The organism is Xanthomonas codiaei (assembly GCF_002939785.1).
Taxonomy (GTDB): Bacteria; Pseudomonadota; Gammaproteobacteria; order Xanthomonadales; family Xanthomonadaceae; genus Xanthomonas; species Xanthomonas codiaei.
This window is the reverse complement of record NZ_MDEC01000044.1, coordinates 1-26,617: the sequence shown is the minus strand read 5'-3', so window position 1 is coordinate 26,617 and position 26,617 is coordinate 1. Positions and strand designations below refer to the sequence as shown.

The window sequence follows — 26,617 nt, the reverse complement described above, 5'->3', positions numbered from 1 at the left end:
GTAAAACGTTTCTTCACGTCCAATCTCCGTCGGGTAGGGAATTGGACTCCAAACTGCGGTGCTACTCAAAATCGGGGGGACGTCGGTGGGTGCGGACAGCGCGGAGGAACCGCAGTGTACGAGTGGTACATGAGGATTCCGATTCACTCGGAGTGAAGGTGCCTGATTCATCAACGAAAATAAGCATGCGTTGATCCAGGAGGCAGAATATTAATTCGCGTCAAAAAAATTAAGGCGCTTGACTCCACGGATTAATGATGTCCAACGCCATCGCCTCGAAGGGGATCGTGTCGCGAGTGGCAACAGCCAATCCTTGCGCGGCTGCCGTTGCGGCGATATAGGCATCGGCACGCCCGAGTGTGAGCCCTGCGGCTCTGGCTTTCGATGCAAGCGCCGCAAATGTGTGTGATGCATCCAGGTCGAATGAGAGCAGGCGCCCGTCGAACAGCGGCAATACCTCGCCTTCCAACCGTGCATGCAACGTGGAGCGCTTGCGGCCCTTGGGCATCACGGCAATACCGAAACGCAGCTCAGCCACCGTCACGACCGACAAGAACAGTGTCTCGACGGCCTGCGCATCGATCCAGGCGACGACCTGCGGGTTGGGCTGAGGTCGCCAAAGCTCGGAGATGACATTGGTATCGAGCAGGATCACTTCAGACCGATCGGCTTGATCGCGGCCTTGTCGCGCAGCTTGTCGAAGGCGTCGGCCTCTTTTGCTGTCAGGCCGGCGTCGCGGCCGATGTCCACCAGCAGGGAGCCGAGTCTGACCCGGTCTGCGGGTTTGGCGGCTGATTCAAGTATTGCGCGGATCTCCGCCTCGGTGCTGCGGCCGTGGAGTGCGGCACGCGCGCGGATCGCGCGATGCACCTCGTCGGGGATATTGCGGACGGTGAAAGAAGGCATGTAGCTCTCCCGGCGACATCAGGTTGATTGCACTTTAGAGAAGTGCAAGCACTCCGGCAACCTCAACACGCACGGTATCGATGCAGTCATTCCCGCGTTAGCAGGTAAGTGGAACCCAGGCCAGACCTAGCCCCACGCACTCACCGATACGGCCCCGGCCCGCGCCAGACCGGTTCGCCCTGGCGGTAGACCTCCATCATGTTGATGACCTCGCGGGCGTCGCCGATGCTCTTCAGTTCCGGCGAGTCCGGCGGCAGCAGGCGGCATTTGCTGGAGCCGCGTTTGAGCGCGACCTCCAATGGACAAACCATGCGTTGCTGGGTACCGGGCAGGATGATGGCGATTTCCTGCATGCCCTGTTCCTTCCACACCCGCAGCTGGGTTTCGCTGCGCACGTCGTAATAGACCTGGTAGCCGCCGATATCCATGCTGGGCTGGGCGTTGTTGCGGTCGTTGCGGCGGCCCTGGCTGATGGTGGGCGTGTACGCGGTGCCGTCTTCGGCGGCGTCGGCCGGTTCGTCGAGCATGCCCGGTGGACGGCCGGTCCAGGTTTCCGGGCGGCGCTGCGGCGGCGATGACGGTTCGGCCGGCGGTTGCGGCGGGGTGGGGCGCTGTACGGGGCGGGCCTGGCGCTGTTCGGTCAGGCCACCGCTGCGCGTGCTGCCTTGCGGCGGCACCGGGTTCCTGGCGTTCTGCACCAGGGTGGATTGCACGGGCGAGGCGGCCGGCGGCGGCTGTACCGGCGCAGGCGTGGGCGAGGGCGAGGGCGGAGTGGGCGTTGGCGACGGGGTCGGTTGCTGGGGCTGGTCGGTGTCGCCGACGAAGTCCACCTTGGTGCGGCCACCACTGGCCGAGCCCTGCGGCGGGGTCACCGTGGGCGTGGAGGCCGACAGCAGGATCAGCAGCATCAGCACATGCAGCAGCGCGCTGATCAGCGCGGCGATCCATGGTTCCAGGCGCTCGATCAGCGGTTCGGTGCGCGGCAGCCAGTCGCTGGGGTCCAAGTGGACATGCAGCAGTTGCAGCGTGTCGTCGCGCACGCGGTAGACCAGCACGTACGGGGTCTGCGTGACCACCCATTCACGGGTGCCGGGCACCCGGCCGGCGCGGCCACGGCCGGGCTGTTCGGCCAGCGTGCGGGTGGCCTCCAGCACCTGTCGCGCCATCGCCGCGGCCGCGGCCGGGTTGAGCGCGTGATAATGATCCTGGGCGTGGGCGAGCTGCTTGGCGGCCGGGACGGTCCACTCACGCCGCAACATCGACACCCCAGCCGGCGAACAGTGCGGTGAGCTGCGCCGGTGCGATGAAGTCGCCCTGGTCGGCGGCGGTGATGCCGTCGAGCACGGCCGCCTGGAAACGGGCCTCGCTCACCGCATGGAGCACGTCCTCCCACCCTGCGGTGTCGGGCAGCGTGTCGATCAGCGTACGGGCGTGATGCTTGATGGCGGACATGGCACTGCAGTGGGGGAATACTGCCGGCAAGTCTACCGCCGCAGCGCGGACTGGCGTGTGGCACGGCTCCGGCGCGCAGGTGTGGCATTCACCGGCGAGGCTGGCCGCAGCCGCAGCCGCAGCCGCAGCCGCAGCCGCAGCCGCAGCCGCCGGAGCGAAGCTGCGTGTCGACACACGGCCGACAGCAGAAGTGACGCTTGGCACCTTGTCGGCGGCGTGGCCGGGTTTCATCCTGCAGCGGCCACTCGACCAGGACCGCGTCATGCCCGCCCACGCCATCGCCCCGTTCACGCCGTATCTGTCGATGGCTGCCATCGGGTTTCTCTGCTACCGGCGCATCCGGCGCAGCTTCGGCCGGCAGCCGTGGAAACCGTTGGCGACCGGAGTGCGCACGATGGCCCTGCTCATCCTTGCGGCGGCGTTGGGATTCGCGCTGTACGGCTTGCCGCAGGTGCGGCCGGGGATCGCGCTGGGAGCGCTGGCCGGCATCGGGCTGGGCGTGCTGTCGCTGCGCTACACGCCTGCCGAATGGGTGCAGGGTCGCGGCTGGTACACGCCCAACCCCTGGATCGGCGCGGCGCTGATGCTGGTGCTGCTGGGCCGGCTGGCGTGGCGCTGGGCCAGCGGCGCCTTCGCCGCCGGTGCGGCGGTGGCCGGGTCGCAGGCCAGCCCGCTGACCCTGGGCATCGCGGCCGCGCTGGTGCTGTATGCGCTGGTGCACATCGCCGGGCTGTGGTGGCGTCTGCGCCAGCTGCGCCTGCAGGCTGGCGCGGCGGAGTCGGTGCGCTGACCGCCATTCCCGAGCGGGCGTGGTTTACACCTGCGAGCGGAACGGGAACACCAGTTTCTCGCCCAGCTTCTGCCGCAGCGGCCGTGCGAGCCAGCGTTGCAGCGTGTAGCGCTCGGCGCGCTGCAGATCGCGTTCGAACACCTCGGTCATGCGTGCGGCCAGCGCGCGGTCGTAGACGTTCAGGCTGGCCTCGTCGTTGAGGCGGAACGAGCGGATGTCGAAGTTGGTCGACCCCACCGACACCAGCAGGCCGTCGATGATCAGCAGCTTGGTATGCAGCATGGTGGGCTGGTATTCGTGGATCTCGATGCCGGCCTGCAGCAGCGGCTCCCAGCTGGCCTTGGACGCCAGCCGCACCGACACCGCATCGATATGCTTGCCCGGCAGCAGTACGCGGATCGCCACGCCCCGGCCGCGCGCTTCCAGCAGCGAGCGGGTGATCAATGCATCGGGCACGAAGTACGCGGCGGCCAGGTCGATGGTGCTGCGCGCGGCGGCGATGGCGACCAGATACATGAGGTGCATGCTCTCGCTGCCGCCGGCCGGCGAGGCCACGAACAACTGCGCATCGCTGTCGCCGGCCGCGTCCAGCGCCGGGTAGTAGTGCGCGCCGTTGACCACGCGCCCGGTGGTCTTGATCCAGTTGTCGTTGAAGGCGGTCTGCACCTGCGCCACCACCGGGCCTTCGATGCGGTAATGGGTGTCGCGCCAATGCTCCGGGTCCTGCGCATCGCCCATCCACTGGTCGGCCACGCCCACGCCGCCGGTGAAGCCGATGCGGCCGTCGATCACCAGCAACTTGCGGTGGGTGCGGTTGTTGACGCGGTGCAGGCTGTACCAGGCCAGCGGCCGGTAGCGGTGCACTTCCACGCCGGCCTCGGTCATGGTGTCCACCAGCGCATGGTCCATCTTCAGGCTGCCGCCCCAGTCGATGGTGACCCGCACCGCCACGCCGGCGCGTGCGCGCTCGGACAGCGCGTCACTGAACTCGCGGCCGATCTCGCCCGACCAGTAGATGTAGGTTTCGAAGGTGATGGTGTGCTGCGCGCTGCGGATGGCAGCCAGCATGGCCGGAAAGATTTCGTGGCCATTGTTGAGTACGTCGATGCGGTTGCCCGGCAGGATGGCCGGGCCCAGCAGTACCGACATCTCGCGCTTGAACTGCGGGTCGGCCACGTCGTACAGGTGCTTGGGGATGTGCTGTAGCTTCTTCTCCGGCGTGGCGAAGTTGAGCAGCAGCAGCCCCACCAGCAAGGTGACGACCACGGCGGCCACGATGATCCAGATCATGCATCCCACTCCGATGTCCCGCAGTGCGGGCATAAACGGCGGGCATTCTGGCAAGGCTGCCGGCATGGGGGTCGTGAAGGGAAGGCGACGGCCGGAGAGGCGCAGTTGCATGTCATCTGCCGGCGGGCATCGCGATGCCAGGCGCAATCGCTGCGGCTGGCGAGCTTACTCCGGCACGTGCAGATAGCTGGGCGGCACATGCGGCGTCAGCCAGACGCCATTGTCGGCCTGGAAAAAGCCGAACCCGGCGTCGTGCATCTGCAGGCTGTGCACGCCGAGCACGACCGGCGTGCCCCGACGGTCGTAGCGGTTTGCGGATCGGCGGACAAATGGACGTGGTGGCGCTGGCCCGGCTGCAAGCCTTGCGCCAGGATCGCTTCGAGAAAGCGCGTGGCGGTGCCGTGATACAGCATCCGAGGCGGACACAGCGCCTGGTGCCGCAGTGCGACGGTCGGCGTGGAGTGGCCTTGTGCGGCACGGATGCGCAGGCCATCGTCGGACAGCGTGAAGCGTTGCTTGTCGCTTTGCGCAACCACTGCTTGCAGCAATGCCATATCGAGCTGGCGGCCTGAGGCTGTGGCGCCGGCAATGACGGCGTGGATGTCTACCCAACCGTCCTGATCGAGCGTCAAGCCGATCGTCTCCGGCGCATGCCGCAGGACATAGCTGAGGAACTTGCTGGTGTCGGTCAGCTGCTGAGACATGGTGTGCCTTTGCTTCATTGCAGAGAAATGCTGCCGCGTGCCTGGGCTGCCTGGTGGGCGGCACACGTTTGCCGGGCCAGCGTACACGCTTGCCGGGTGGGTCGCCCCCGGAATGGGTGGCGAACGCGGTCTTGGGCGTGGGTTGCCTTGCAGTGACCGCAGGGCCGCCAGATCCACGTGTGCTGCAATGGACGCGTCCGCTGCATGCGCGCGCTGCATGCCATCGCGTGACTGCGCGGTGCTATCGTGCGCGGATGCCCAGGGTCGCTGCCACCGTTCGCTGCAAGGCCACGCTGCTGGAACCTGCAGCGCCCAAGGCGGCCACCTGGCTATTTCTGCAGCTGCCCGCCGCAGCAAGCAACACGCTGCCCACGCGCAGCATGGTGACCGTCACCGGCACATTCGCCGGGCAGCCGTTGCAGGCCACGCTTGAACCGGATGGACAGGGCGGGCATTGGCTCAAGGTCGACCACGCCTTGCAGCAGGCAGCCGGCGTGGCTGCCGGTGACGAGGTCGCAGTGGAGATGACGCCGGTGGACGTGGAACCCGAGCCGGTGGTGCCGGACGATCTGCATGCCGCACTGGCCGCGCAGCCGGCCGCGCGTGCGACCTGGGACGACATCACCGCGCTGGCGCGGCGCGACTGGATCGTCTGGATCGTGTCGGGCAAGAAGGCCACCACGCGGGTCAAGCGCATCGCCACCGCCTGCGACATGCTGGCGTCGGGCAAGCGCCGTGCGTGCTGCTTCGACCGCTCCGGGATGTACAGCAAGTCGTTGACCGCACCGACGCCAAAAGCGAGCTGAAGCGCCACGCTGAGCCCGAAGGTCGCAGTGGAACGACGGCGGTGCAGGCCGCACCTCGGCCGTTTTCCACCCGCGCGCTGCAGACGGACTAGCCGCTTGCGCGAGACCTGCCTATGCGCCGAAATGCTTACATGCGTCACACCAGCACGCACCTATACTCCGGAGCTGCCCCACCAAAGAGGTTCCGACCGCATGAGCGCACCCCCATCGTCTCCGATTGCCGCCGGTTCCGGCGCAGCGCCCGGCAGCCTTCGCCGCTCGGTGTCCAATACGCTCAAGGGGTCGGCCGGCAATCTGGTCGAGTGGTACGACGTCTACGTCTACTCGGTGTTCGCCACCTACTTCGAATCGCAGTTCTTCTCCAAGGAAGACAAGAACGCCACCCTGTTCGTGTGGGCGATCTTTGCGATGACCTTCCTGATGCGCCCGATCGGTGCGTGGTACTTCGGCCGCTTCGCCGACCGCTACGGCCGCCGCCTGGCGCTGACCATCTCGGTGTCGATGATGGCGCTGTGCTCGTTCGTCATCGCGATCACACCCACCGTGGCCACCATCGGTATCGCCGCGCCCATCATCCTGTTGCTGGCGCGGCTGCTGCAGGGCTTTGCCACCGGTGGCGAGTACGGCACCAGCGCGACCTATATGTCCGAAGCGGCGATTCCCGGCCGGCGCGGTTTCCTGTCCTCGTTCCACTACGTCACCCTGGTGGGCGGCCATGTGCTGGCGCAGGCCACCTTGCTGGTGATGCTGCATTTCTTCGATGCCTCGCAGGTATCGGCCTGGGGCTGGCGGGTGGCGTTCGGCCTGGGCGGTGTCGGTGCGCTGGTGGTGTTCTGGTTGCGCCGGACCATGGATGAGTCGCTGAGCTCCGAATCCATCGCCGATTCGCGTACCGGCAAGGCCAGGGCCTCGGGCTCGATGCGCGAGCTGTTCGTCAACCAGTGGCGCCCGTTGCTGCTGTGTTTCCTGATCACCGCCGGCGGCACCATCGCGTTCTACACCTACTCGGTGACCGGCCCGAAGATGATCCAGAGCGCGTTCGCCGGCGGCGACGTGATGGCCGGCACCATCATCAACCTGGTGGCGCTGACGGTGTTGATGCTGATGCAGCCGGTGGGCGGCTGGTTGTCGGACATCGTCGGCCGCAAGACCCTGCTGGTGTTCTTCGGCATCGGCGGCGTGCTGTACACCTGGTTCCTGGTGATGGAACTGCCCAAGCAGACCGATTGGCTGATGGCCTTCGCCATCCTCACCGTGGGCTTTGTGATCCTGACCGGCTACACCTCGATCAACGCCGTGGTGAAGGCCGAACTGTTCCCCACCCATGTGCGCGCGCTGGGCGTGGGCCTGGGCTACGCACTGGCCAACTCGGCCTTCGGCGGTACCGCGCCGCTGCTGTATCAGGCCTCGTTGAAGACCGGGCATGTCAGCGAGTTCGTGATCTACGCCACGGCGGTGATCGCGGTGTCGCTGGTGGTCTACATGTTCTTCCTGACCAACAAGGGCAGCAACTGGCTGGATGACGAAGCGGCGATGCGCAAGCGCGTGCGGTGAGGTGGCTTGTGCGTGCAGTGAAGCGGCTTGTCGGCCGTGCGAGAGCGGCACAGTCGGCAAGCGCGTCACTGCACGCAGCGATTGCCCGGGGGCTGGTCGTCCTCCACGCATGGGCGCGAGATCGCAGGGGCCGCCACACCCACGTGAGCCAGATGGCTGCCCTCGTAACGGATGGAGGGTGACAACCGCATCGTCACGTCCTCATGCATCCATTCCATTGCAACCGCCATCGATCAGGCACCGGCTGCGACGCGCGATCCGCACATCGATTCCCGACTCCCCAACTCATACCTCTCGCACTGTCCGAAACGCGTACATATCCGCAAACGTGCAGAAGTGAAAGCGCGGGATCGTGATCGGACCCGCTGCCGCCAGTCGCTCGAGCCAGTCGCCCACTGCAGCGCGATAGGCGGCCTGTTCTGCGCGATCGAGCGTCTGACACAGGTAGGCCAGCGAGATATGAAACTGGAAATTGACGTAGTCCGGGCGCTGCAGGCGGGTCAGCGTCATCAGCCCCTGGCGCGCGGTTTCCAGGCGCTGTGCGGTCTGCGTATCGGCAGGGCGCAGCGGGATGAGCAGGTTGACGTTGTTGCCGGTCCGTGCCGCAGCCGGATCGACCACAAAGCTGCATGCACCCAGCGGCGCCGCAGTGCGCTGCCTCAACCGCGCAAGAAAATCGGCATGGATATCGCTCAATGCCACATCGCGCGTCAGATCGCCCGGCCATGGCCCGCTGGCGCGGTCGCTCTCGTTGACCCCGCCCAGCAGGGTCACGTGATAACTGCTGGGCGGCAGCAGCGCGAACTTGTTCGCGAAGTGGTGCTCGGGCAGTTCGCGGTAGATGTCCAGCACGCGGTCGAAGCTGTCGTAGCCATCGCCCTGTTGTTCGAGATGACCAACGAAGGTATTGCCGGCAAACGGCATCGGCCGCCTGGAGTTCAGGAACTTGCGGCCCACATCCGGCGGTGGCGGTGTCTCGGCCAGCGTGGGCAGGGCGGTGGCCAACACCGCGGTGCCTGCAGCGGCGGCCAGCAGCCGGCGGCGGCTGAAGGGGGTATCCAGACATGACGACATGCACAGCTCCTCAGAGTTTGACGTTGACGCCGAGCATCACGGTGGGGGCCATCTTCCAGGCCGATTGCACGTATTCCTGATTGCGACCGATGCGGTACTGGTAGCCCTGACCGGCCAGATTGAGCACGTCCAGGCTCACGGCCAGCGTGGGCGAGACATCCCAGGCCAGTTTTAGATCCAGACGGTCCAGTGGTTGCTGGTAGCGGTTGCGATAGAACTCCTGCTGGCTGCTGTAGTTGGGGTAGCGGTCGTCCCACAGCTCGCCGGTGCGGCTCCAGGCCAGCGTGCTGCGCAGCGGCCCGCGGGCGTAATTCAGGGTCAGGTTCCACAACTGCTTGGGCTGCTGCGGCAGCACGTCCAGCGTGGTGCGGCTGCCATCGCCGAGCACCACCGGGTAGTCCACGTGCAGGAACGTCACATTGGCGGTCACCGACAGGCCGTCCAGCGCAGGCAGCCATGACCCCAGCTCCTTGATGGCCCCCAGCTCGGCGCCGCGCAGGCGCACCGGCCGGTCCACATTGCGCGGCTGGGTGACCAGCACCTGCTCGCCGTCGATGCTGTCCATCTGCCCGTAGCGGAAGATTTCATCCGTGATGGTCTTGTGGAACAGCGCCACCGACAGCAGGCTGCCGCCGTCGTCGAAGCTCCAGTCATGGCCAAGGTCCAGGTTCTGCGAGCGGCGTGGCTGCAGGTCCGGGTTGCCCTGGTTGAGCGTCGGCGGCGTGCTGCCTGGCGTGAGCACGCCACCGTTCAAGGCCATCTGGTCCAGCCGCGGGCGCCCGATCGAGCGCGAGACGCCGATGCGCAGCGTGCCGTTGGCGCTGGTCTGCAGGTGCCCGCTGAGCGATGGCAACCAGTTGCGGTAGGTGCGCACCGCGCTGACCGGCGTCCAGGTGGTTCCGCTCAGCTGCTGGCCGGCGCTGGCAAAGCGCGTCTGTTCCAGGCGGATGCCGCCGGCCAGCAGCCAGCGCTCGCCGCGCCATTGCGCCTGGGCAAAGCCGGCGCGCACCTGTTCGTCGACGACGTAACTGCCGCTGTTCTGCGCGGTGGTGTCCACCACCCCGCGCGCCTGGCCGGCCAGCGCATCCCAGCGTGCGTCGGCCAATGCCGGGTCGATGGTCATCATCTCCGCGTTGCAGCCCAGGGCGCAGGTCGGGCTGCCGAGCACGTCGGCCAGGGTGCCAGGCAAGCCGTTCCAAGTGGTGCGCTGCACAGCGGTGCGCATGTGCGTGCGCACCTGCCGCGCGCCAACGGCCAGCCCCAACCCGCGGTTGTCCTCGTCCATGTTGCGACGCAGCTCCAACTGCAGGTCTCCAACCCGTTCGGCGTAGTCGGTGCGCTCCTGTTGGTGATAGGCGTTGGGATAGCGCGTCGGGTCGTCGGCCAGGGCCGGGTCCAGCGGCGTGAAGGCGGGCAGCGTGCCGCTCCAGTCGAACCCGTATGCCAGGCGGTTTTGCTGGAAGCGGTCCCAGGTCTGCGGGTTGTCCACCGTGGCGCGTGAGGTGCTCGCGCGCAGCGCGGCGCGCCATTGCGCCGGCAGCTCGGCCAGGAGTTCGCCGTTGATGCCCGACAGCGCGCGCTTCCAGCGCAACTGCCCCAGTTCGACGTACTGATTCAGGTTATCGAGCGTACCGCCCTGCGGGCCGGTGCGGGTCAGGCGCGCGCTGTTCTGCACTTGGGCGTTCTGGGTATAGCGGTCCGAGGCCTCGCGCTGGCGGAAGCTGTAACCGGACACATGGCCGCTGAGCGGACCGTCCGGCTGCCAGTCCACGCGTGCGGTGAGGCCGCGCCGTTGCCGGGTGTTGTCGTAGTTGTACCAGCGCCGCTCGCTGGGCACCGCGTCGCCCACGCCGCCATAGGGCACCGGAGCGCGCGTGCCGTCGGCGTTGTACCAGTTCAGGGCGCCGCCGTTTTCCTGCTGCGGCACCGGGATCTCGCGGCGCCAGAAGCTGGCTGCGCCCAGGAATGCAAACTCGCCGTCACGCCCGAAGCGCTTGCCCCATTTGAGCTCGCGTTCGCCCACTGGCGTACGGCCGCCATAGCGGCTTCCCATCAGGTTGGCGCCGGCCTTGGCCGAGGCGGTCAGCAGGCCGTCCGGACGGCCGAAGCCGGTGGCGGTGACCAGGTTGGTGACGCCGCCGATCGCGCCACCGTCGTTTTCAGGCAGGAACGACTTCACCACGTCGATGCGGTCGACAAAGTTGGCCGGTAGCACATCCATCATTGCCTGGCGGCTGCCGATGTCGTTGCTTGCGAATGCAAAGCCGTCGATCAGCATGCTGTTGTAGTTGCCGTTGAGGCCGCGCACTGTCACGTAGCGCGGCTCGCCCTGGTACTCCACGGTGCTCACGCCGGTGACGCGGCGCAGCGCATCGCCGACATTGAAATCCGCCAGTTGCCCGATGCTGTCGGCGGCAACCGAATCCACGATCGTGGGCGCGGCCTGCTTGGTGGCGATGGCCCGGGTGTTCTGCGACTGGAAGGAGGTCCGCACCTGCACCGCATCCAGGGTCTGCGCCGTGGCATCGGCGGGCGCGGCGACGGCCTGTGCCGGCATCTGCATCCAGCCCACCACGGCCATGCCCAGCGCGTAGGACAGTATGCGACGCTGTGGGACGCAGGCTGCAGCGGGCCCAAGCGGGCCAGGGAAGGAGGGATGAAAAAGACGCATGGCACTATCCGCACTGTCGGGCGGCCCCAACACGGTGGCCGCAGGCGAATTAAATTAATCTGCTTAATTTAAACTTGTGTGACACCACCGGTCCTTCTGCTGCCCCATGTCTTCCTTTTTCGCCCACGCGGCCATCCGTTCGCATTACCGCCGCCGCAGCGACGGCCAGGCCGCCGGTTCCAGCGAGCGCGCGTTGCTGGATCTGATCCGCAGCGCCGGCCAGGTGGCACGCGCCGACCTGCCGCGCGCCAGCGGGCTCAGCGTTCCTGGCACCAAGGGCATCATCGACCCGCTGGTTGCCCATGGGCTGCTCCAGCTCGGCCCGTCGCTGCGGCGCGGTCGCGGCCAACCCAGCGTCCAGTTGAGTCTGGTGCCCGACTACGCGTACAGCGTGGGGGTCTCGTTGATGGTCGATGGCATCGCGGTGGTGCTGATCGACTTCGCCGGCCAGGTGCGCGGCATGCGCCAGCTCACCGCGTTCCCGCTGACGCTGGACCTGGTCGCGGCGCGGCTGCCGGACCTGGTGGAGCAGTTGCTGCAGGCCGCCAGCGTGGACCGGCAGCGGTTGTTCGGGGTGGGTGTCAGCATGACCGGCCCGCGCATCGGCGACGGCACGCGGGTCAACCCGCCGCTCACGTTGGCCGCCGACTGGATGCAGGTGGAGCTGGACCGGTTCATCGCCGACCGCCTGCAGCTGCCGGTGTGGATGGACAACGACGCCCACTGCGCGGCCCTGGCCGAAGCCTTGTACGGAGTCGGCCGGCAATCGCCGGATCTGGTCTACCTGACGATCGCCGATGGGTTTGCCGCGGGCGTGATCGCCGCCGGTCGGGTGCGCCGCGGCGCGCACGGCAATGTGGGCGAACTGGGGCGTATCTCGGCCATCACCGGCAGCGCGCGGCCAACGCTGGAAAGCCTGCGCCAGGCGCTCGTCGCCGACGGCCATGTGCTGGCGGACCTGCACACCATGCTGCAGCACTACGATCCGGCGTGGCCGCAGATCGACGCCTGGCTGGATGCGGTGCAACCCACCGTGACCCTGGCGGTGGCGGCAATCATCGCGTTGATCGACCCGCGCGTCATCGTCTTCGGCGCGCGTCTGCCGGCAGATCTTGCGCAGCGGCTGATCGCCCGTGTGGCCTTCGAGCCCGCACCACGGCGCGGCGTCGCCCTGCCGTATCCGGCGTTGCTGGTCGGGCAGGTGCAGGCACATGCCACGGTGCTGGGCGCGGCCATGCTGCCGTTCAAGGAAACGCTGTTCTAGCCGCAGGTGGTGGAGCAGCCGATGCGCGTGCCGGCATTGCGCCGGGGCATCGTTTCGCATCGCGGCGGCAGAGTTCGCCTCGGTTGCGCATTGTCATATGCCAGGCGCTTTACTGGCCGCCCGCAGTGCTCTTGAGGTCGTCATGCGTATTGCCCCTTCGCAACAAGCCGCCACGCCCACCACCGCGCTGGCAACACCCACGCACACCAGCCCGGCCACCCCGATGGAGGTGCCGCACCTGCCCGGCGGCAACCTGCCACTGGGTCCACGCCCGCGTCGCCAGGTGCTGATGCAACCGCCACTGGTGCCGTTGGACGACAGCGCCATGACCGGCAAGCAGGCATTGGTGGCACTGGACAGCGAGTTTTCGGAGCAACGCCTGGCCGAAGTGCAGGCAAGGCAGATCACCGTGCAGGCCGCGCAAAGCACGCTGGCCAAGCAGCTTGCAAAGGCCGGCAAGGCGACCGGACCCGCCAGCATCGCGGCACGCTTTGCCGCCGGAGCGCTGGAGCCGGTGTATCTGGACACCACCGCGTTCGAAGCGATGACAGCCGGTCTGCCGGATCGCTCCCGAGCAGCGGCCGGCCCGGTGCTGGTCGATGCGCAACAAGGCCGCATCATCTTCGATCTGCAACGCGCGTTTGCGCATGACGACACCTTCAGCGATGCAGCACGCACTGCATTGGGCAAGGCGTTGGATCTGCCAGGCACTCTGCTGAAAACACAGGGCTGGCTGAAGCCCACCGCACCCACCCAGCCGCGCCGCAAGTTGCAGCAGGCCGCGTGCTACCACGGGCACGAGGTGCCGGCGCGCGACGGCGGCGCAGCCTTCTTCAAGGCCAACGACCATCATCTGGTGGCCGGAAAGGAAGCGCTGTTGCGCAAGCACCGCAAGGAGCTCGTGCACGACGCGTACTTCCAGGCGCCCAGCACGCGTGCGCTGGGCAAGGACGTGATGGTGCACCGGGGCCTGTTCGACAACCACGCCGGCATTCCGGAAAACTCGCTGGCCGCCATCGATCGCGCCTATGCACAGGGGTATCGCAACCTGGAGCTGGATGTCGAGGTCAGTGCCGACGGCGTGCCGGTCTTGATGCACGACTTCAGCATTGGCCGCATGACCGACGATCCGCAGAACAGGCTGGTCTCGCAGGTACCGTTCGCCCAGTTGCGCGAGATGCCGCTGGTGATCCGCAACCCGGTCGATGGCAACTTCATCAAGACCGATCAGACCATTGCCGCGGTGGAGCAGGCACTGGAGCACGCGCTGCAGAAGCCGGAGGCGATGTCGGTGGCGCTGGATTGCAAGGAAGACACCGCCGAGGCGGTGGCGATGCTGCTGATGCGCCGGCCGGACCTGCGCCAGGGGGCCGCGATCAAGCTGTATGCCAAGTACTACACGGGTGGCTTCGATCAATTTCTGTCCAATCTGTACAAGCGCTACCAGATCAATCCGCTGCACTCCCAGGATGCGCCACGCCGGGCCGCACTTGATCGGCTGCTGGCCAAGATCAATGTGGTGCCGGTCTTCAGCCAGGGCATGCTTGCCGACGCGCAGCTGCGCCAGTTCTTCCCGGGCAAGGACGAGGGCCCGGAGGGACTGGCCGACACTGCGGTGCAGTGGCTGGAAAGCTGGAACCGGATGCGCCCGGTCATCGTGGAGGCGGTGGCCACCGATCAGCAAAGCGCTGCAGGCAAGGCCATGGAGCTCGCACGCGCACGCCTGCGCCAGCCGGACTCGTCCTACGCGCAGGCGGCGTTTTCGTCCGGCTATCGGTATGAGGATTTCTCCCTGCCGCGCGCCAACCACGACAAGGACTATTACGTCTGGCGCAACTTCGGCGAGATGCAGAAGCTCAGCGGCGAAGCCTTCGGGATCCAGCGCACCACCGCCGGTGCCTTTCGCGATGCCGGCGAAAGCCTGCTGACCGACCAGCCCGAGGAAGAACTGCTCGCGTTGCTGGAAAACCGCACGCTGGCACGTGGTCACACCGGCATGGAGCTGGACCTGCCGCCAGACACCCCCATCGACACCGCACGCGATGCGGCGATCGTGGCGCAGCGCACCGGCGAATTCCGCGCCGCCTCCAGGCCCGCCGACCCGGCCCATGTGGCGGCAGTGCGCGAAGGCCGCCTTCTGGATCGCTCTGCAGAACCTGCGCACGACAGCGCAGCCAGGCAGGCGGTGGATGCACGCGCCCAATCCCTGGGGCGACTGACCGATCAGTACCGTGGTGCACCGGTGACCCATTACCTCAACGAGCAAGCCAAACAGACCGAGCCAGAAGAGTGATGACGGCGCACTGATCCTGCGCCGGCGCGCGTGGCCCGGCGGCATGACCGCTTGCGTGGTCGCCAATGGGTGCGCGCCTTGCAGTGTTGCGGGTGGACATCGCCTTCGCCGGCAAACTGCACTGGCGCTCCCGCCCAGGACGCGCGCACTGCGCCACCACTGCGCCTGCTGCGGCGCTACGGCGTCTCCAGCAACGGAATCACCTCGCGGTCCTGCGCATCCACCGCCACCAGGCGCTGCAGCAGCAGCGACAAGGTCACCACGTCCTGGTGGTTGTGCTCGGCCACGCGGCGCAGGTTGCGCGCGCTGCCGCCGCGCAGGTAGCTCAACCAGGCGGCCGGCGCTTCGGAGCCGGGCAGGTCGTCCTCGCGTACCACGCGCAGCAGTTGCCGCTCGATGGTGGACAGCTTGCAGTTCTCCCAGGTGCCGCGATAGCGCCGGCGCGTGGGAAACAGCAGGTCCACATGGTCCAGCGCGGAGATCGGGTCGCCGCGGCGCGCCAGCCGGTAGCGCGTCTTCAACAACGGCGCGTCGTAGCAGCGGCCGTTGTAGCTGGACAACACCGTGCGCGGCGACAGCCAGCTGCGGAACAGATCCAGCATCGCGCTTTCTGCTGCCATCGTGGACATCATCAACTGGCGCACGCGCAGCCCGCTGCCTTGCGCCTGATCCATGTACCAATCGGCCACGCCGATCATGAAGGCGCGCGTGCCGGTACCGCCGGCCAGGCCGGTGGTTTCGGTGTCGAAGAAGAGCAGGTCCAGCGGGTCGACCGTGTCCTGGCGTTTGGCGAAGGCCAGCGAGAGCGCTTGGCCCGGAATCGGCTGCGGCAGGAAGGCTTCGATCAGATGCAGGCCCGGTGCGATCTCGTTGCCTGGCAGCTGCCGATCGGTGGAGGCCGCACGCAGCGGCGTGTGCGGTGAGATCGCCCGTTCGCGCAGGCCGATCATCTTGCGCAGGCCGGCGATGTCGGTACGCCGCTGCAGCGGCGGTGCCAGCGATGGTGTCGTGCTGTTGCGCGCTACCGGCGAGCGGCCTGCGATACCCGCATCCACGGCATCGCCATCGACAGCGGGTGCCGACGCGGGTGTGTGGCGCACATCGTGCTCCACCCACGCAAATACCGATGCCTCGCGCGCAGGCGGTGGAGGCGACGCCAAGGTGCGGCGCGCAAGCGTGGGGGCGGCGGTGTGTGCGCATACGTCGTGCGAGCGGCCGCTCACGGCACCCTCGTGTGCAGGCGCTGTAGCGCGCGCAGGTGCGCGTGCAGCAGGCGACACCGCGCTGGATGCCGCGGCCCGCTGCGCACGCGTCGGCAGCGCCGCATCGTCCTTGCGCGCTGCAGGCGTCAACCCGCCCACCTGACGGCGTAACAGGCGCAGACGCTCCGCGCTGACGCCCGGGGCGGCGCCAGGCGCAGGCGGTGTCGCGTTCTGCGTCGAAGGTGATCCCGCTGGCGCAGCGCTGCCGGCACCCATGCGCGCGCTGCCTGCAACAGCGTCAACGGCGGCTGCATCGGCGGCTGGTCGCCTGGCCATGGCTGCACGCATCGGTGGAGCAGGGGACTGCGCTGCGCCTGCGATGTCCCAGGCCGGCGCCGCATCGGTCGTGCCGCTCTGCGCGGTGGCCTGCGTATCGCAGCGCAGCGCTTCACTGCGCTGCGCCGCAGCCGGCGCAGGCGCGTCCGCATGCCCCGCCTGCCGGCGCAGCAGCCGCAGTCGCTCCGCACTTACGCTCATGCAAGCACGTCCAGCGCCAGATCCTCGTCCACCTGGGTGGCATGGCGTAGCGGCGCATCGGCATCGAACAACAATGCCAGTACCGTCAAGGCCAGCGACTTGGGCGATTCGCCCTTGCCTTGCTCGTGCGCGGCCAGCACCGGGCCCACGCAGGCCGGGCAGCCGGCGCTGCAATCGCAACGCCGCACCAGTTCATCGGCGCGCTGCAGCAGCTCGGCCTGGCGCAGCCATAGCGGCTCGCTCAGGCCCACGCCGCCGGGGAAGTTGTCGTACAGATACACCGTCGGCACGAAGGCCTGCTGCAATTCCACCGCGGCGTTTTCGCCTTCGTCCACGCCGCGCAGTTGTCCGCGCCCGGTCTGGTCGGCCACCGCAAACCACGCGCCGTCGCCATTGCCCACGGCCTTTTGCAGGTCGCGTGCATCGGCCATCACCGCCACCGTGGCCACCACGTGCAGCGCGTAGGCAGCGCCCAGGAAGCCATCCAGCGCGTCCTGCTTGGACGCAAACGCCTTGCCCAACGTGGCCTGCGGCAACTGCCACCACACCGCGGTGGTGTGCAGTTCCTGGTCGGGCAGATTCACCGGGCCGTAGCCGATGTTCTCGTGCGTGTAATAGCGGATCTTCTTGTAGCCGGACACGCGCCGCACCACATGCACCTCGCCATGATGCGAATCGCCATGGCCGGCCACGCTGCCGTCGAAGCGGTCCAGCACCTTGAGCTTGGTGTAGTCGATGCTGTCGGTGTAGTAGTCCACATGCGTGCGCGTCACGTAGGCCTTGCGGCCTTCCCAATCCAGCCGCTCCACTTGATACGGCGTGCTCTGCACCATGTGGATGGCGCCTTCGTACAAGGTGAGCGCGGCGGCCGAATAATCCACCTCGGCGATGATCTGCTGCTTGCCGTCGCTCTTGTCCACCACCACGAAATTGCCGTCGGCCACCGAACGCAGGCTCACCGCGTTGGCCGGGTAGCTGTCGGCGATCCATTCCCAGCGCTCGCCTTCCTGGTGGATCACCTCGCTTTCGGCCAAGGCTTCCAGGAACACCAGCGGGTCGATCGGGCCGAACGGCTCGTCGGCGATGAACGGCAATTCGAACGCCGCGCAGCGGATATGGTCGAACAGGATCAGCGGTTGGTCCGGCGCGATGCGCGCATGCTCGGGCGAGGCATCGGCAAAGAAATCCGGGTGCCGCACCACATACTGGTCCAGCGGTTGCGAGCTGGCCACCAGCACGCCCAGCGCCGGTTGCTGGCGCCGCCCGGCACGGCCGAAACGCTGCCAGGTGGCCGCCACGCTGCCGGGGTAGCCATTGAGGATCACCACGTCCAGCGCGCCGATATCCACGCCCAGTTCCAGCGCAGAGGTCGAGATGATGCCGTCGATGTTGCCGGCCCGCATCGCCCGCTCCACTTCGCGCCGCTCGGTGGGCAGGTAACCGCCGCGGTAGGCGCGGATGCGCGCCGGCTTGCGCGGGTCGTGGTCGAAGATGTCTTTGAGGTACTTGGTCAGCACCTCCACCATCAACCGCGTCTGCGCGAACACCAGCGTCTTCAGCCCGCTCTTGATGGCGATGCGCGCAATGCGGTTGCTCTGCGAACGTGCCGAGGCGCGCAGGCCCAGGTCTGCATTGACCACCGGCGGATTCCACAGCAGCACATGCTTGTCGCCGGTGGGCGCGCCGGACTCGGTGATCGCATGCACCTGTTCTTCGATCAGGGCCTGCGCGTGCGCATGCGGGTTGCCGATGGTGGCCGAGCACAGGATGAACTGCGGGTTGGCGCCGTAGAACGCGCAGATACGCTTGAGCCGGCGCAGCACGTTGGTGACATGGCTGCCGAACACGCCGCGGTAGGTGTGGATCTCGTCGATCACCACATAGCGCAGGTTCTCGAAGAACTGCGCCCACTTGGTGTGATGCGGCAGGATCGCCTGGTGCAGCATGTCCGGGTTGCTCACCACGATGTCGCCATGCAGGCGGATCGCCTGGCGCGCATCGCCTGGGGTATCGCCGTCGAAGGTGAAGGCCTTGACCCCCAGCTCGCCGGCGCGATTGAGTTCCAGCAGCTCGGCCACCTGATCCTGCGCCAGTGCCTTGGTCGGGAACAGGTACAGCGCCTTGGCCCCGGCGGTCATCGCCGCGCTCACAACCGGCAGCGTGTAGCACAGCGATTTGCCCGAGGCGGTGGGCGTCACGATCGCCACATGCTCGCCACGCTGGCTCGCCGCCCAGGCCTCGGCCTGATGGCTGTAGAGCTGGCCGATGCCGCGCGCGCGCAGTGCGTCGGCGAGTGCGGCCGGCACATCGTCCGGGATCGGCGCATAGCGGCCTTCGCGCCCGGGCAGGGTGAAGCTGCCGGTGATGCGGTCCTGGTAGCGCCGTTCCAGGCGCTGGGTGAGCAGTGCGCCGTCGCGGCTGGGACGCCCATCGGTGGTGGCCAGGGCGCGTTCGGCGGTTTCGGTGCGGGGAGCGAGGGCAAACGGAGGCATACGGCAGCTCCCAAAGAGGGGCATGAGACAGGGGAGGCGTCTCAGGGTATGAGACACGGCCCGAATGGGCGAGCCCGTGTCACTGAGCGAATTCAGCAAGCGGGTATGCTGTGGCCCCCACTGCGTCATGCCCGACCTGCGCGCTATGGGCTCCCCCTTTCGAAGACCCGCCGTGCCCGTGCCCCCCAGCGCCCTCGCTCCGCATTACAAGACTCCCGCTGCCCGCCGTGCCGATGTGATCGTGCATGCAGCCGGCCTGTTCCTGGCCATCGTCGGTGGCGGCTGGATGGTGTGGCGCGCGCATGCCAACCAGACCATGCTGTTTGCCACCTGCGTCTATGCGCTGGGCCTGCTGGTGATGTTCGCCTGCTCGGCCGCCTACAACTTCGCCCCGCCGCAGCGCCAGCCGATGCTGCGCAAGTTCGACCACGCCGGCATCTTCGTCATGATCGCCGGCTCCTACACCCCGTTCTTCCTGGTCGCGCTCGATGGCCCCTGGCGCTGGGCCATGATCCTGGCGGTGTGGAGCGTGGCGCTGTTCGGCGTGTACGCCAAACTGTGCCTGCCCGGCATCGCCAAGGGCTTCTGGGTGGCGATCTACCTGCTGCTGGGCTGGGCGGGCATCGTGGTGGTCAACCAGATGATCGCCGGGCTGGACAGCGCGGTGCTGTGGCTCATCGTCGCTGGCGGCGCGTTCTACACCGTGGGCGTGGGCTTCTACGTGCGCAAGTCCATGGTCTACAACCGCGCCATCTGGCACGCCCACGTGCTGGGCGGCGCGCTGTCGCACTGGTATGCGATCTGGCTGTGCCTGCGGCCGTTCAGCGAGGGGTGAGGGCGCAGTTTGGCGTCCTCGGGCCGGCCGCTTGCCTCGCCCTAAGTGATACTTCAATGTCACTCCATGCGCACCGAACTTGTCACCACGCTCAAACGTCAGGCTACCGAACTTCTTGCAGCTGCAGAGCGCGACAAGGAGCCAATCCTGATCACACAGCACGGTTTACCCAGTGCCTATCTGGTGGATGTTGCCAGCTATGAGCGCATGCAGCAGCGCATGGCGCTCCTCGAAGGAATTGCCCGTGGAGAAATGGCAGTAGCGGAAGGCCGTACGCTGAGCCATGAACAGGCACAGCAACGCATGGCGCGATGGCTGAAATAATCTGGTCGGTGCCGGCATTGGCTGATCTGGACGCGATTGCCGACTACATCGCAATTGACAACTTGCCCGCTGCAGCGGCACTGGTGAAACGGATGTTCGCGCACGTTGAGCAATTGATCGAACACCCGGACAGCGGAAGCCGGCCACAGGAACTCAAGCGCTCGCGCTATCGCCAGATTGTCGAACCACCTTGCCGCGTGTTCTACCGCCTGGATGGGGCAGCGCATCGTGGTGGTGCACGTCATGCGCTCGGAGCGCGCGCTTCGCAAGAACCGTCTTTCACGCTAGGAGCGGCCAGCAAAACCACGGCATGGCCGCCAGGCGGGCGCGGTCGGTGTTGGGTGCACCACGCCGACACTCCGGTTGTGAGTGCGCCGTCCGCACCCAGCTGACGCTGCGCGCTACGTGCTGTTGGCCGCTCTTCGACGGCCCGCTGGCTTAGCCAATGCGAGCCGACGCGCACCCGGGCAACCATTTCCCGGCCCATTGATGCGCGGTTCGTGCCGGTTGCGGATATGACGGCCACCGCAGCCAGGCTCGGGCGCCGACCCTGGCCGCGCAGGCCGAGGGCCCGCCGCCGGCCTGACGCGGCGGCAGGCCGCACCCGTGCGGCGGCGCACATCGCCGGCGTACGCTACGCCCAGCCCCGGCGACAGAGACGCTTCGACCATGACGATCACCATCACCGCCTTCGAGCGCTCGCCCGATGGCGGCAAGGGCCTGGCCCGCGACACCCGCCTGCGCTGGGCACTGGAAGAAGTGGGCCAGCCCTACACGGTGCGCCTGCTGCCGTTCGCCGCACTCAGGGAACCGGCGCACCTGGCGCTGCATCCGTTCGGCCAGATTCCGACCTTCGAGCAGGGCGGGCTTGTCCTGTTCGAAACCGGCGCCATCGTGCTGCATCTCGCCCAGCACCATGCCGGCCTGTTGCCCGCCGATCCCACTGCGCGTGCCCGCGCCATCGCCTGGATGTTCGCCGCGCTCAACACGGTGGAGCCACCCAGCCTGGAACTGGCCAATGCTATCCTGCTGGAAGCCGACCAACCCTGGACGGCAGAGCGCATGCCGCTGCTGCACAAGCGCATCAACCGCCGCCTGCAGCACCTGAGCGCGCATCTGGCCGACAACCGCTGGTTGGAAGGCGACTTCAGCGCCGGCGACCTGCTGATGATCTCCGTGCTGATCCGCATCCGGCTCAGCGGCCTGCTGGACGCCTTCCCATCACTGCAGGCCTATGTCGCACGCGGCGAAGCCCGCCCGGCCTATCAACGCGCCTTTGCGGCGCAGTGGGCGATCAACGGCACTGCTGCATCCTGAGGCGGCGAACGGCTAGGAGGCCGCGCGGGTGGCATCGACAGCAAGACAGGCCGTGCGTCGCCCCGGTGGCGATACGCGACGTGCGCGTTGTCGATGCAGCAACAGGGCGCACTCCAACCATCATCCAACCGTATTGAGCTGCGGAATCTTCGCAAACGCCGCTGCAATGAAATCCATGAACACGATGGCACGCTTGGGGACCAGACGATTGGCGGCATAGACGATCTGCACAGGGGCAGGTGGCGGCGCGAAGTCATCCAGCACTGTCTGCAGCTCGCCCGAGGTCAGCCCCTGTTCGTAGAGCCACGCCGGGCCCAGCCCGATGCCGAGCCCTGCGCTGACTGCTTCGCGGGCGGCCTCGGGCGAGTTGACCCGGATCCGCCCGGATACCGGCACATCGGTGTCCTTGAAGCGCCAGCTCGCCCCGGTTGCCAACAAGGTGTACAGCACGCAATCGTGATGCGCCAGGTCTGCAGGCGTGGCTGGAATGCCGCGGCGCTCCAGATACGCACGGCTGGCCACGGTGACGCGCCGAAAGGCGCCGATCCGGCGCGCGCGCAGGGCGCTGCTTTCCAGATGGCCGATGCGAATGGCCAGTTCCGCGCCCTCGTCGAGCAGATTGACGTAGCGATCGTTGATCTGCAGATCCAGCTCCAGCGCAGGAAACTGCCGCAGGAACTCCGGTACCAGCGGCATCACAAAGGTGTGCGACAACGCCGTGGGACACCCCACCCGCAGTAGCCCGGTGGGTTGCACATCTTCACGTAACGCCATCTCCGATTCGTCCACCGCATCCAGGATGCGGCGCACTTCGGCGTAATAACGCTCGCCTTCCGGCGTCAGCACCAGCTTGCGGGTGGAGCGGTTGAGCAGCCTGGTCTGCAGATGCTCTTCCAATGTCGCCACATGACGGCTCACGTTGGGCTGCCCCAGTCCCAGATCGCGGCCGGCGGCGGAGAAGCTGCCCGTCTCCACGGCGCGGGCAAAGCAGTTCATCAGCAAAAAGCGGTCCATACCTGCTCTCGATTCATGCGCAATGCGCATGAACGTTATGCGTTCGCAGGATCTTATTGCAAATCCAGCACGAGGCGATGATGCGTCCACCGAAGGCCCGCCGACGTGGTTGGCCTCACTCACACAGGAGCATCTCATGTCACGTTTGGCAGGCAAACGCACCCTCATCACCGGCGGCACCAGCGGCATCGGGCTGGAAACCGCCAAGCAGTTTCTCGCCGAAGGCGCCCGCGTCATCGTCACCGGCGTAAACCCGGACTCCATCGCCAAGGCCAAGGACATCCTGGGTTCGGAGGTACCGGTGCTGCGCGCCGATTCGGCCAGCGTGGCCGCGCAGCGCGAACTGGCGCAGGCCGTTGCCGCGCACTACGGCCAGCTCGACGTGGCCTTCCTCAATGCCGGCGTCTCGGTTTGGATTCCGATCGAGAACTGGACCGAGCAGGCCTTCGACACCTCCTTCGCCATCAACGTCAAAGGCCCGTACTTCCTGCTGCAGTCGCTGCTGCCGGTCTTTGCCAACCCCGCATCGGTGGTGCTCAATACCTCCATCAGCGCCCACATTGGTGCGGCCAGTTCGTCGGTCTACAGCGGGACCAAGGCCGCGTTGTTGAACATGACCAAGACCTTGTCGAGCGAGCTGCTCGGTCGCGGTATCCGCCTCAATGCGGTCAGCCCAGGCCCGGTCGAAACCCCGCTCTACGACAAAGCCGGCATTCCCGATGCCTATCGGGCGCAAGTCAACGAGCAGATCATCGCTGGCATTCCGATGGGCCGCTTCGGCACCGCGGAAGAGGTGGCCAAAGCCGTGCTGTACCTGGCATCGGACGAATCGCGCTGGACGGTGGGATCGGAAATCGTGGTCGACGGCGGCCGCCTGCTCAACGGCTGAGCATGGCAGCCGTCCTTGCGGCACCGGCAGTGAGGGCGCGGAGCGCCGTCACTGCCGGCAATGCCAGCGTTGACCGCCTGCCTGCGCAACCGAGCGGTGCGCAGGCGCAGGCCGGGCTAGGCGCTCTGCGCGCCGGCATGCACGCAAGGCCCGGCTTCCATCCCGCTGCATGCGCAGCAACATGCGCCAGCTGCATGGCCCGGCGCGTCCTGCTGCCATGGATGAGGTGCCAATCCATCGCCCTGCGCACGGCCGCCCCCGCAACACCCCTCTCATTGAGACCTAGATAACCCATGTCTACTTCCCTGACCCTGATCAGCCACCCCTTGTGTCCGTTCGTGCAACGCGCGGCGATCGTGCTGCTGGAAAACGCGGCGCCGTTCGAGCGCGTCAACGTCGACTTGTCTGCCAAGCCGGACTGGCTCTTGGCGCTGTCGCCCACCGGCAAGGTGCCGCTGCTGCGCGTCGGCCAGCCGGACGGTAGCGTGGCCACTGTCTTCGAGAGCGTGGTGATCTGCGACTACCTCAACGACACCAGCGGCAAGCCCAGCCTGTATCCCCACGACCCCCTGAAACGCGCGCAGCAGCGCGCCTGGATCGAGTTCGCCACGCCCACATTCGCCGATGGCTGGCAGCTGCTCAACGCCACCGACCAGGCCACTGCGGAGGCCGCGCGCACTGCCTTCCACAGCAAGCTGCAGAAGATCGAAGCGGTGCTGGGCGAGGGCCCATACTTTGCAGGCGCTGCCTTCGGCATGGTCGATGTGGTGTTCGCGCCGCTGCTGCGCTACTTCGACCTGCTGCAGGCGGATGTTTCCGCGCCGATCTTCGACGGGTTGCCGCGCGTGCGCGCATGGCGCGCAGCCCTGGCCGCACGGCAGAGCGTGATCTCGGCGGTGGGGCCGGACTACGCACACCGCTTCCAGCAGCATCTGCAACGGCAGGGCGCTCTGCTCGCGCAGGCGGCGAGCGTGCCGGCACTGTAACGTTCGACTTCAGCGCGCGTGGCTGATCGCGTTGGACCTGTGCGCCACGTCCGACACTCGGCGATGGGGCTGTCGGGCAGGACCAGTGCACCGGCATGCACGTCGCCGCCCCGCATCGTTGCTGGCCTCCGCGTCGTCTTTTGATCAGCAGGTGGCGAAGCCGCAGCGCGCCTGGTCAGGAGTCGCAGACACGCGGCCCCCACGCCTGTACGCCTCGCCTGCAGGCGGGTGTGTGCGTCTGCCAACGGGATCACCATGTACCGGCTGTCCGCCACGCCCTCTGCATCAGCCGCGTGCGCCGCCAGCCAATGCTGTCGCGGCGAACACCCGCTCACCGACTGCGCGCGCTGTCTCCAGGTGCGACTGCGGAAACCCTGCATCTGGCACGGTCAGCAGCTCGGTGGTGCGGACCGGCGCCCCACAGAAATCGAAGATCCCGTGGGTGATCTGCGTCTTCATCGCACCGAAATAGCCATGGCGCGCATAGGTGCGCTCGTCTGCGCCGCCGATCGCCAGCAGATGCACGTCCAGGTGCTGCAGCTTCTTCACGATCCCGCCGTCCGCGTCCTCGTCGAATGCCCAGCCCAGCGTAAACACCCGGTCGATCCAGCCCTTCAGCAGCGCCGGAAACGACCACCAATAGATCGGGAACACCAGCACCAACGCATCGGCACGCTCCAGCCGCGCATGTTCGGCCGCCACATCCGGCGGCGGTGCCGCCTGCTGCTGAAACAGCGCGATATCGGCCTGGTTGAACCGCGGGTCGAATCCTTCCTGCGCCAGGTCGGCGACCTCAACCGTATGCGACGGATCGGACGCCACGATGGCATCGCGTACCTGCGCGGCCACTGCGTGCGTGTGCGAGCGTGGCTCGGGGTGTGCAACGACAAGTAAGGCATGCATGGGGCAGTGTCTCCAAGGCGAGGGGGATAAGAGCAGCTAGCAAAACGACTGCGCGGCCGCCAGGCGGGCGCGGTCGGTGCTCGGAATCGGCATGTACCACGCGTACACTGCGGTTCCTCCGCGCCGCCCGCACCCACCTGACGACCGCTCGCTACGGTTTGTTAGCCGCTCTAAGAGTCAGGGCATTGCACCAAGGCGCAGCATTGGCGTGATGCGGTTTTTTTTGAGCGCGATGTGTATATAGACGGCCCAACGGCCGCGCACGCTTGCCGTTGGGCCGCGGCGGCAACATCGCAAGCTAGCACGGCATGCCAGCTTTTCAGCCGCCTATCGGCTGGGTACTGCCCGGAGTCGAGGCCACGCTGGCTGCGCACTTGCGGCCGCAGCATCCAGCGCGTGCCACGCGAACCAGCCGCCACCGCTCAGTGGATCTCCAGCGCCGCACTCTTGCCGTCCATCAGGCGGAACACATGTTCCAGCTGTAGCGGGCTCTGCAAGAAAGCCCCAGAGACGTCTGCGGTGACATGCAGCGCATCGCCATGGGTGTGAGCCTCACGCGGCACCGCAGGGTACGGCGGGGTGGCCTGCGCCCGCGCCAACCACGCCGCAATCGCGGCTGCACCCTGATGCCGATGGCCGTCATCGCGCACCACCGCATCAGTGGCCAGGTACGGCAGCAGCACTGTCGCATCGCCCTGATTGCTGGCAGTAAAGAAGCAGGCAACCGCATCCGGCAGGGCAGGGGGCATGGCGTGGTCTCCAGTGCAAACGTGTATGCCATCATCGGGAGCGTCATCACCGCCCGCAAGAGCGCACGCAAAGGTAAGTCACGCACCCATGGGAAAGCCGCACACCCCGGACACCGCCGCCTGCGATGTCGAAGCCCTGCTCAACCTCATCCAGGGCCGCTGGAAACTGGTACTGCTGTTTCATCTGTTCGACGGGCAGGTACAGCGCTATTCCGACCTGGAACGCCTGGTCCCCGGCATCTCGCAAAAGATGCTGGCCCAGCAACTCCGCCAGCTCGAACGCGACGGCCTGGTACTCCGCACCGTCTACCCGCAGGTACCACCGCAGGTGGATTACCGACTGACAGCCTGGGGACAGGCGCTGTGCCCTGCGTTGGATGCGGTGCTCAACTGGGGCAGGTCAGATCGACGCCTAAGGTTAAAATCAACGCATAAGTGATCGATTTTCATAAGCGGTGATTGTCGCAATTGCTTCAGATTGCTAGGGAAGGTCTGAACAACGAGACCTGACAGGGCGGAAGGTGGCGTCGTTCCGAAGAGTGGCTTTTGGAACTTCGGAATTTCG

23 protein-coding genes, 3 other RNA genes and 2 pseudogenes are annotated in these 26,617 nt (G+C 66.9%); 14 read left to right on the top strand and 14 right to left on the bottom strand.

The annotated features are described in order from the left end of the window. Nucleotides 1-77 precede the first annotated feature (77 nt). The 5 genes from XcodCFBP4690_RS20845 to XcodCFBP4690_RS20825 all read right to left on the bottom strand — a co-directional run bounded on the left by XcodCFBP4690_RS20845 (nucleotide 78) and on the right by XcodCFBP4690_RS20825 (nucleotide 2,358). Nucleotides 78-131, bottom strand: a non-coding RNA gene (locus tag XcodCFBP4690_RS20845) — sX9 sRNA. 98 nt (nucleotides 132-229) lie between these two features. Continuing rightward, nucleotides 230-655 (bottom strand): PIN domain-containing protein, encoded by a 426-nt coding sequence (locus XcodCFBP4690_RS20840; RefSeq protein WP_104544078.1) that lies wholly within the window; start codon nucleotides 653-655, stop codon nucleotides 230-232. Continuing rightward, nucleotides 652-906 (bottom strand): FitA-like ribbon-helix-helix domain-containing protein, encoded by a 255-nt coding sequence (locus tag XcodCFBP4690_RS20835; RefSeq protein ID WP_104544076.1) that lies wholly within the window; start codon nucleotides 904-906, stop codon nucleotides 652-654. Before XcodCFBP4690_RS20835 ends, XcodCFBP4690_RS20840 begins: the two co-directional genes overlap by 4 nt. A 140-nt stretch (nucleotides 907-1,046) precedes the next feature. Continuing rightward, nucleotides 1,047-2,165: a type II toxin-antitoxin system RelE/ParE family toxin gene (locus XcodCFBP4690_RS20830; protein ID WP_104544074.1), complete on the bottom strand. Its 1,119-nt coding sequence runs from the start codon at nucleotides 2,163-2,165 to the stop codon at nucleotides 1,047-1,049. Next, nucleotides 2,152-2,358 (bottom strand): hypothetical protein, encoded by a 207-nt coding sequence (locus XcodCFBP4690_RS20825; protein WP_104544072.1) that lies wholly within the window; start codon nucleotides 2,356-2,358, stop codon nucleotides 2,152-2,154. Before XcodCFBP4690_RS20825 ends, XcodCFBP4690_RS20830 begins: the two co-directional genes overlap by 14 nt. Nucleotides 2,359-2,620: 262 nt before the next feature. Between XcodCFBP4690_RS20825 and XcodCFBP4690_RS20820 the strand changes: the two genes are divergently transcribed. Then, nucleotides 2,621-3,148 carry a CcdC protein domain-containing protein gene (locus XcodCFBP4690_RS20820; RefSeq protein WP_104544088.1) on the top strand — a complete coding sequence of 176 codons (528 nt, stop codon included), beginning with the start codon at nucleotides 2,621-2,623 and terminating at the stop codon, nucleotides 3,146-3,148. A 24-nt stretch (nucleotides 3,149-3,172) separates the two neighbouring features. Here the strand turns inward: XcodCFBP4690_RS20820 and XcodCFBP4690_RS20815 are convergent, their stop codons facing one another. Then, the gene (locus XcodCFBP4690_RS20815) at nucleotides 3,173-4,438 is read right to left on the bottom strand and encodes a phospholipase D-like domain-containing protein (protein ID WP_167394737.1); all 1,266 of its coding nucleotides are present in this window, start codon (nucleotides 4,436-4,438) and stop codon (nucleotides 3,173-3,175) included. Between the two features lie 165 nt (nucleotides 4,439-4,603). Continuing rightward, a pseudogene (locus XcodCFBP4690_RS20810) lies at nucleotides 4,604-5,142 on the bottom strand (RNA 2'-phosphotransferase). A gap of 254 nt (nucleotides 5,143-5,396) precedes the next feature. Between XcodCFBP4690_RS20810 and XcodCFBP4690_RS20805 the strand changes: the two are divergent. Both XcodCFBP4690_RS20805 and XcodCFBP4690_RS20800 read left to right on the top strand, forming a co-directional pair. Beyond that, nucleotides 5,397-5,948, top strand: a complete 552-nt coding sequence (locus XcodCFBP4690_RS20805) for a YdeI/OmpD-associated family protein (protein WP_104544084.1) — start codon at nucleotides 5,397-5,399, stop codon at nucleotides 5,946-5,948. A 192-nt stretch (nucleotides 5,949-6,140) separates the two neighbouring features. Continuing rightward, nucleotides 6,141-7,502 carry an MFS transporter gene (locus XcodCFBP4690_RS20800; RefSeq protein WP_104544070.1) on the top strand — a complete coding sequence of 454 codons (1,362 nt, stop codon included), beginning with the start codon at nucleotides 6,141-6,143 and terminating at the stop codon, nucleotides 7,500-7,502. 285 nt (nucleotides 7,503-7,787) lie between these two features. Here the strand turns inward: XcodCFBP4690_RS20800 and XcodCFBP4690_RS20795 are convergent, their stop codons facing one another. Beyond that, nucleotides 7,788-8,576 (bottom strand): DUF1868 domain-containing protein, encoded by a 789-nt coding sequence (locus tag XcodCFBP4690_RS20795; RefSeq protein WP_104544068.1) that lies wholly within the window; start codon nucleotides 8,574-8,576, stop codon nucleotides 7,788-7,790. Between the two features lie 10 nt (nucleotides 8,577-8,586). Next, entirely contained in the window at nucleotides 8,587-11,157 is a 2,571-nt protein-coding gene (locus XcodCFBP4690_RS20790; protein WP_244183754.1) for a TonB-dependent receptor, read from the bottom strand. Nucleotides 11,158-11,353: 196 nt separating this feature from the next. On the opposite strand from XcodCFBP4690_RS20790, the gene XcodCFBP4690_RS20785 reads away from it, so the two are divergent. Then, a complete protein-coding gene (locus XcodCFBP4690_RS20785) occupies nucleotides 11,354-12,511 on the top strand; it encodes an ROK family protein (RefSeq protein ID WP_104544066.1) in 1,158 nt (385 codons plus the stop codon). A gap of 142 nt (nucleotides 12,512-12,653) precedes the next feature. Continuing rightward, on the top strand, nucleotides 12,654-14,804 hold the full coding sequence (gene avrBs2, locus XcodCFBP4690_RS20780) for a type III secretion system effector avirulence protein AvrBs2 (protein ID WP_104544064.1): 2,151 nt from the start codon (nucleotides 12,654-12,656) through the stop codon (nucleotides 14,802-14,804). Nucleotides 14,805-14,980: 176 nt separating this feature from the next. On the opposite strand, the gene XcodCFBP4690_RS20775 is transcribed toward avrBs2, so the two are convergent. Further along, complete coding sequence (locus XcodCFBP4690_RS20775) at nucleotides 14,981-16,543, bottom strand: ribonuclease H-like domain-containing protein (RefSeq protein WP_104544062.1); 1,563 nt, start codon at nucleotides 16,541-16,543, stop codon at nucleotides 14,981-14,983. Then, nucleotides 16,540-19,035, bottom strand: a complete 2,496-nt coding sequence (locus XcodCFBP4690_RS20770) for a DEAD/DEAH box helicase (protein WP_167394736.1) — start codon at nucleotides 19,033-19,035, stop codon at nucleotides 16,540-16,542. The genes XcodCFBP4690_RS20775 and XcodCFBP4690_RS20770 overlap by 4 nt, the downstream gene beginning before the upstream one ends. Nucleotides 19,036-19,207: 172 nt before the next feature. Here XcodCFBP4690_RS20770 and trhA point away from each other — a divergent pair, with 172 nt between their 5' ends. The 5 genes and pseudogenes from trhA (at nucleotide 19,208) to XcodCFBP4690_RS20745 (ending at nucleotide 21,511) form a co-directional block, all read left to right on the top strand. After that, nucleotides 19,208-19,870 carry a PAQR family membrane homeostasis protein TrhA gene (gene trhA / locus XcodCFBP4690_RS20765; protein ID WP_167394735.1) on the top strand — a complete coding sequence of 221 codons (663 nt, stop codon included), beginning with the start codon at nucleotides 19,208-19,210 and terminating at the stop codon, nucleotides 19,868-19,870. Between the two features lie 66 nt (nucleotides 19,871-19,936). Further along, nucleotides 19,937-20,194 carry a type II toxin-antitoxin system Phd/YefM family antitoxin gene (locus XcodCFBP4690_RS20760; RefSeq protein WP_029218202.1) on the top strand — a complete coding sequence of 86 codons (258 nt, stop codon included), beginning with the start codon at nucleotides 19,937-19,939 and terminating at the stop codon, nucleotides 20,192-20,194. Beyond that, nucleotides 20,182-20,482: pseudogene (locus XcodCFBP4690_RS23365) on the top strand (type II toxin-antitoxin system RelE/ParE family toxin). The gene XcodCFBP4690_RS20760 and the pseudogene XcodCFBP4690_RS23365 overlap by 13 nt, the downstream one beginning before the upstream one ends. A 53-nt stretch (nucleotides 20,483-20,535) precedes the next feature. Further along, nucleotides 20,536-20,611, top strand: a non-coding RNA gene (locus tag XcodCFBP4690_RS20750) — sX9 sRNA. 252 nt (nucleotides 20,612-20,863) lie between these two features. Next, complete coding sequence (locus XcodCFBP4690_RS20745) at nucleotides 20,864-21,511, top strand: glutathione S-transferase family protein (RefSeq protein ID WP_104544058.1); 648 nt, start codon at nucleotides 20,864-20,866, stop codon at nucleotides 21,509-21,511. Between the two features lie 120 nt (nucleotides 21,512-21,631). Here the strand turns inward: XcodCFBP4690_RS20745 and XcodCFBP4690_RS20740 are convergent, their stop codons facing one another. Then, a complete protein-coding gene (locus XcodCFBP4690_RS20740) occupies nucleotides 21,632-22,525 on the bottom strand; it encodes a LysR family transcriptional regulator (RefSeq protein WP_104544056.1) in 894 nt (297 codons plus the stop codon). 136 nt (nucleotides 22,526-22,661) lie between these two features. Here XcodCFBP4690_RS20740 and XcodCFBP4690_RS20735 point away from each other — a divergent pair, with 136 nt between their 5' ends. Then, the gene (locus XcodCFBP4690_RS20735; RefSeq protein ID WP_104544054.1) at nucleotides 22,662-23,414 is read left to right on the top strand and encodes an SDR family oxidoreductase; all 753 of its coding nucleotides are present in this window, start codon (nucleotides 22,662-22,664) and stop codon (nucleotides 23,412-23,414) included. A 293-nt stretch (nucleotides 23,415-23,707) separates the two neighbouring features. Further along, on the top strand, nucleotides 23,708-24,400 hold the full coding sequence (locus XcodCFBP4690_RS20730) for a glutathione S-transferase family protein (RefSeq protein WP_104544052.1): 693 nt from the start codon (nucleotides 23,708-23,710) through the stop codon (nucleotides 24,398-24,400). A 285-nt stretch (nucleotides 24,401-24,685) separates the two neighbouring features. Here the strand turns inward: XcodCFBP4690_RS20730 and XcodCFBP4690_RS20725 are convergent, their stop codons facing one another. After that, a complete protein-coding gene (locus XcodCFBP4690_RS20725) occupies nucleotides 24,686-25,303 on the bottom strand; it encodes an NAD(P)H-dependent oxidoreductase (RefSeq protein ID WP_104544050.1) in 618 nt (205 codons plus the stop codon). A gap of 91 nt (nucleotides 25,304-25,394) precedes the next feature. On the opposite strand from XcodCFBP4690_RS20725, the gene XcodCFBP4690_RS20720 reads away from it, so the two are divergent. Continuing rightward, nucleotides 25,395-25,470, top strand: a non-coding RNA gene (locus XcodCFBP4690_RS20720) — sX9 sRNA. A gap of 255 nt (nucleotides 25,471-25,725) precedes the next feature. On the opposite strand, the gene XcodCFBP4690_RS20715 is transcribed toward XcodCFBP4690_RS20720, so the two are convergent. Beyond that, nucleotides 25,726-26,052, bottom strand: coding sequence for a nuclear transport factor 2 family protein (locus XcodCFBP4690_RS20715; protein ID WP_104544048.1), 327 nt, complete (start codon nucleotides 26,050-26,052; stop codon nucleotides 25,726-25,728). Between the two features lie 88 nt (nucleotides 26,053-26,140). Here XcodCFBP4690_RS20715 and XcodCFBP4690_RS20710 point away from each other — a divergent pair, with 88 nt between their 5' ends. Continuing rightward, a complete protein-coding gene (locus XcodCFBP4690_RS20710) occupies nucleotides 26,141-26,491 on the top strand; it encodes a winged helix-turn-helix transcriptional regulator (protein ID WP_104544046.1) in 351 nt (116 codons plus the stop codon). The last annotated feature ends 126 nt before the right edge of the window (nucleotides 26,492-26,617 follow it).

Coding starts and splice junctions, on each gene's coding strand:
- XcodCFBP4690_RS20740 (WP_104544056.1), bottom strand. CDS start 22,525: ATGGACCGCTTTTTGCTGATGAACTGCTTTGCCCGCGCCGTGGAGACG.
- XcodCFBP4690_RS20805 (WP_104544084.1), top strand. CDS start 5,397: ATGCCCAGGGTCGCTGCCACCGTTCGCTGCAAGGCCACGCTGCTGGAA.
- XcodCFBP4690_RS20735 (WP_104544054.1), top strand. CDS start 22,662: ATGTCACGTTTGGCAGGCAAACGCACCCTCATCACCGGCGGCACCAGC.
- XcodCFBP4690_RS20730 (WP_104544052.1), top strand. CDS start 23,708: ATGTCTACTTCCCTGACCCTGATCAGCCACCCCTTGTGTCCGTTCGTG.
- XcodCFBP4690_RS20790 (WP_244183754.1), bottom strand. CDS start 11,157: ATGGCCGTGGTGGGCTGGATGCAGATGCCGGCACAGGCCGTCGCCGCG.
- XcodCFBP4690_RS20835 (WP_104544076.1), bottom strand. CDS start 906: ATGCCTTCTTTCACCGTCCGCAATATCCCCGACGAGGTGCATCGCGCG.
- XcodCFBP4690_RS20745 (WP_104544058.1), top strand. CDS start 20,864: ATGACGATCACCATCACCGCCTTCGAGCGCTCGCCCGATGGCGGCAAG.
- XcodCFBP4690_RS20760 (WP_029218202.1), top strand. CDS start 19,937: ATGCGCACCGAACTTGTCACCACGCTCAAACGTCAGGCTACCGAACTT.
- XcodCFBP4690_RS20830 (WP_104544074.1), bottom strand. CDS start 2,165: ATGTTGCGGCGTGAGTGGACCGTCCCGGCCGCCAAGCAGCTCGCCCAC.
- XcodCFBP4690_RS20825 (WP_104544072.1), bottom strand. CDS start 2,358: ATGTCCGCCATCAAGCATCACGCCCGTACGCTGATCGACACGCTGCCC.
- XcodCFBP4690_RS20775 (WP_104544062.1), bottom strand. CDS start 16,543: ATGAGCGTAAGTGCGGAGCGACTGCGGCTGCTGCGCCGGCAGGCGGGG.
- avrBs2 (WP_104544064.1), top strand. CDS start 12,654: ATGCGTATTGCCCCTTCGCAACAAGCCGCCACGCCCACCACCGCGCTG.
- XcodCFBP4690_RS20800 (WP_104544070.1), top strand. CDS start 6,141: ATGAGCGCACCCCCATCGTCTCCGATTGCCGCCGGTTCCGGCGCAGCG.
- XcodCFBP4690_RS20815 (WP_167394737.1), bottom strand. CDS start 4,438: ATGATCTGGATCATCGTGGCCGCCGTGGTCGTCACCTTGCTGGTGGGG.
- XcodCFBP4690_RS20710 (WP_104544046.1), top strand. CDS start 26,141: ATGGGAAAGCCGCACACCCCGGACACCGCCGCCTGCGATGTCGAAGCC.
- XcodCFBP4690_RS20795 (WP_104544068.1), bottom strand. CDS start 8,576: ATGTCGTCATGTCTGGATACCCCCTTCAGCCGCCGCCGGCTGCTGGCC.
- XcodCFBP4690_RS20785 (WP_104544066.1), top strand. CDS start 11,354: ATGTCTTCCTTTTTCGCCCACGCGGCCATCCGTTCGCATTACCGCCGC.
- XcodCFBP4690_RS20770 (WP_167394736.1), bottom strand. CDS start 19,035: ATGCCTCCGTTTGCCCTCGCTCCCCGCACCGAAACCGCCGAACGCGCC.
- XcodCFBP4690_RS20820 (WP_104544088.1), top strand. CDS start 2,621: ATGCCCGCCCACGCCATCGCCCCGTTCACGCCGTATCTGTCGATGGCT.
- XcodCFBP4690_RS20725 (WP_104544050.1), bottom strand. CDS start 25,303: ATGCATGCCTTACTTGTCGTTGCACACCCCGAGCCACGCTCGCACACG.
- XcodCFBP4690_RS20715 (WP_104544048.1), bottom strand. CDS start 26,052: ATGCCCCCTGCCCTGCCGGATGCGGTTGCCTGCTTCTTTACTGCCAGC.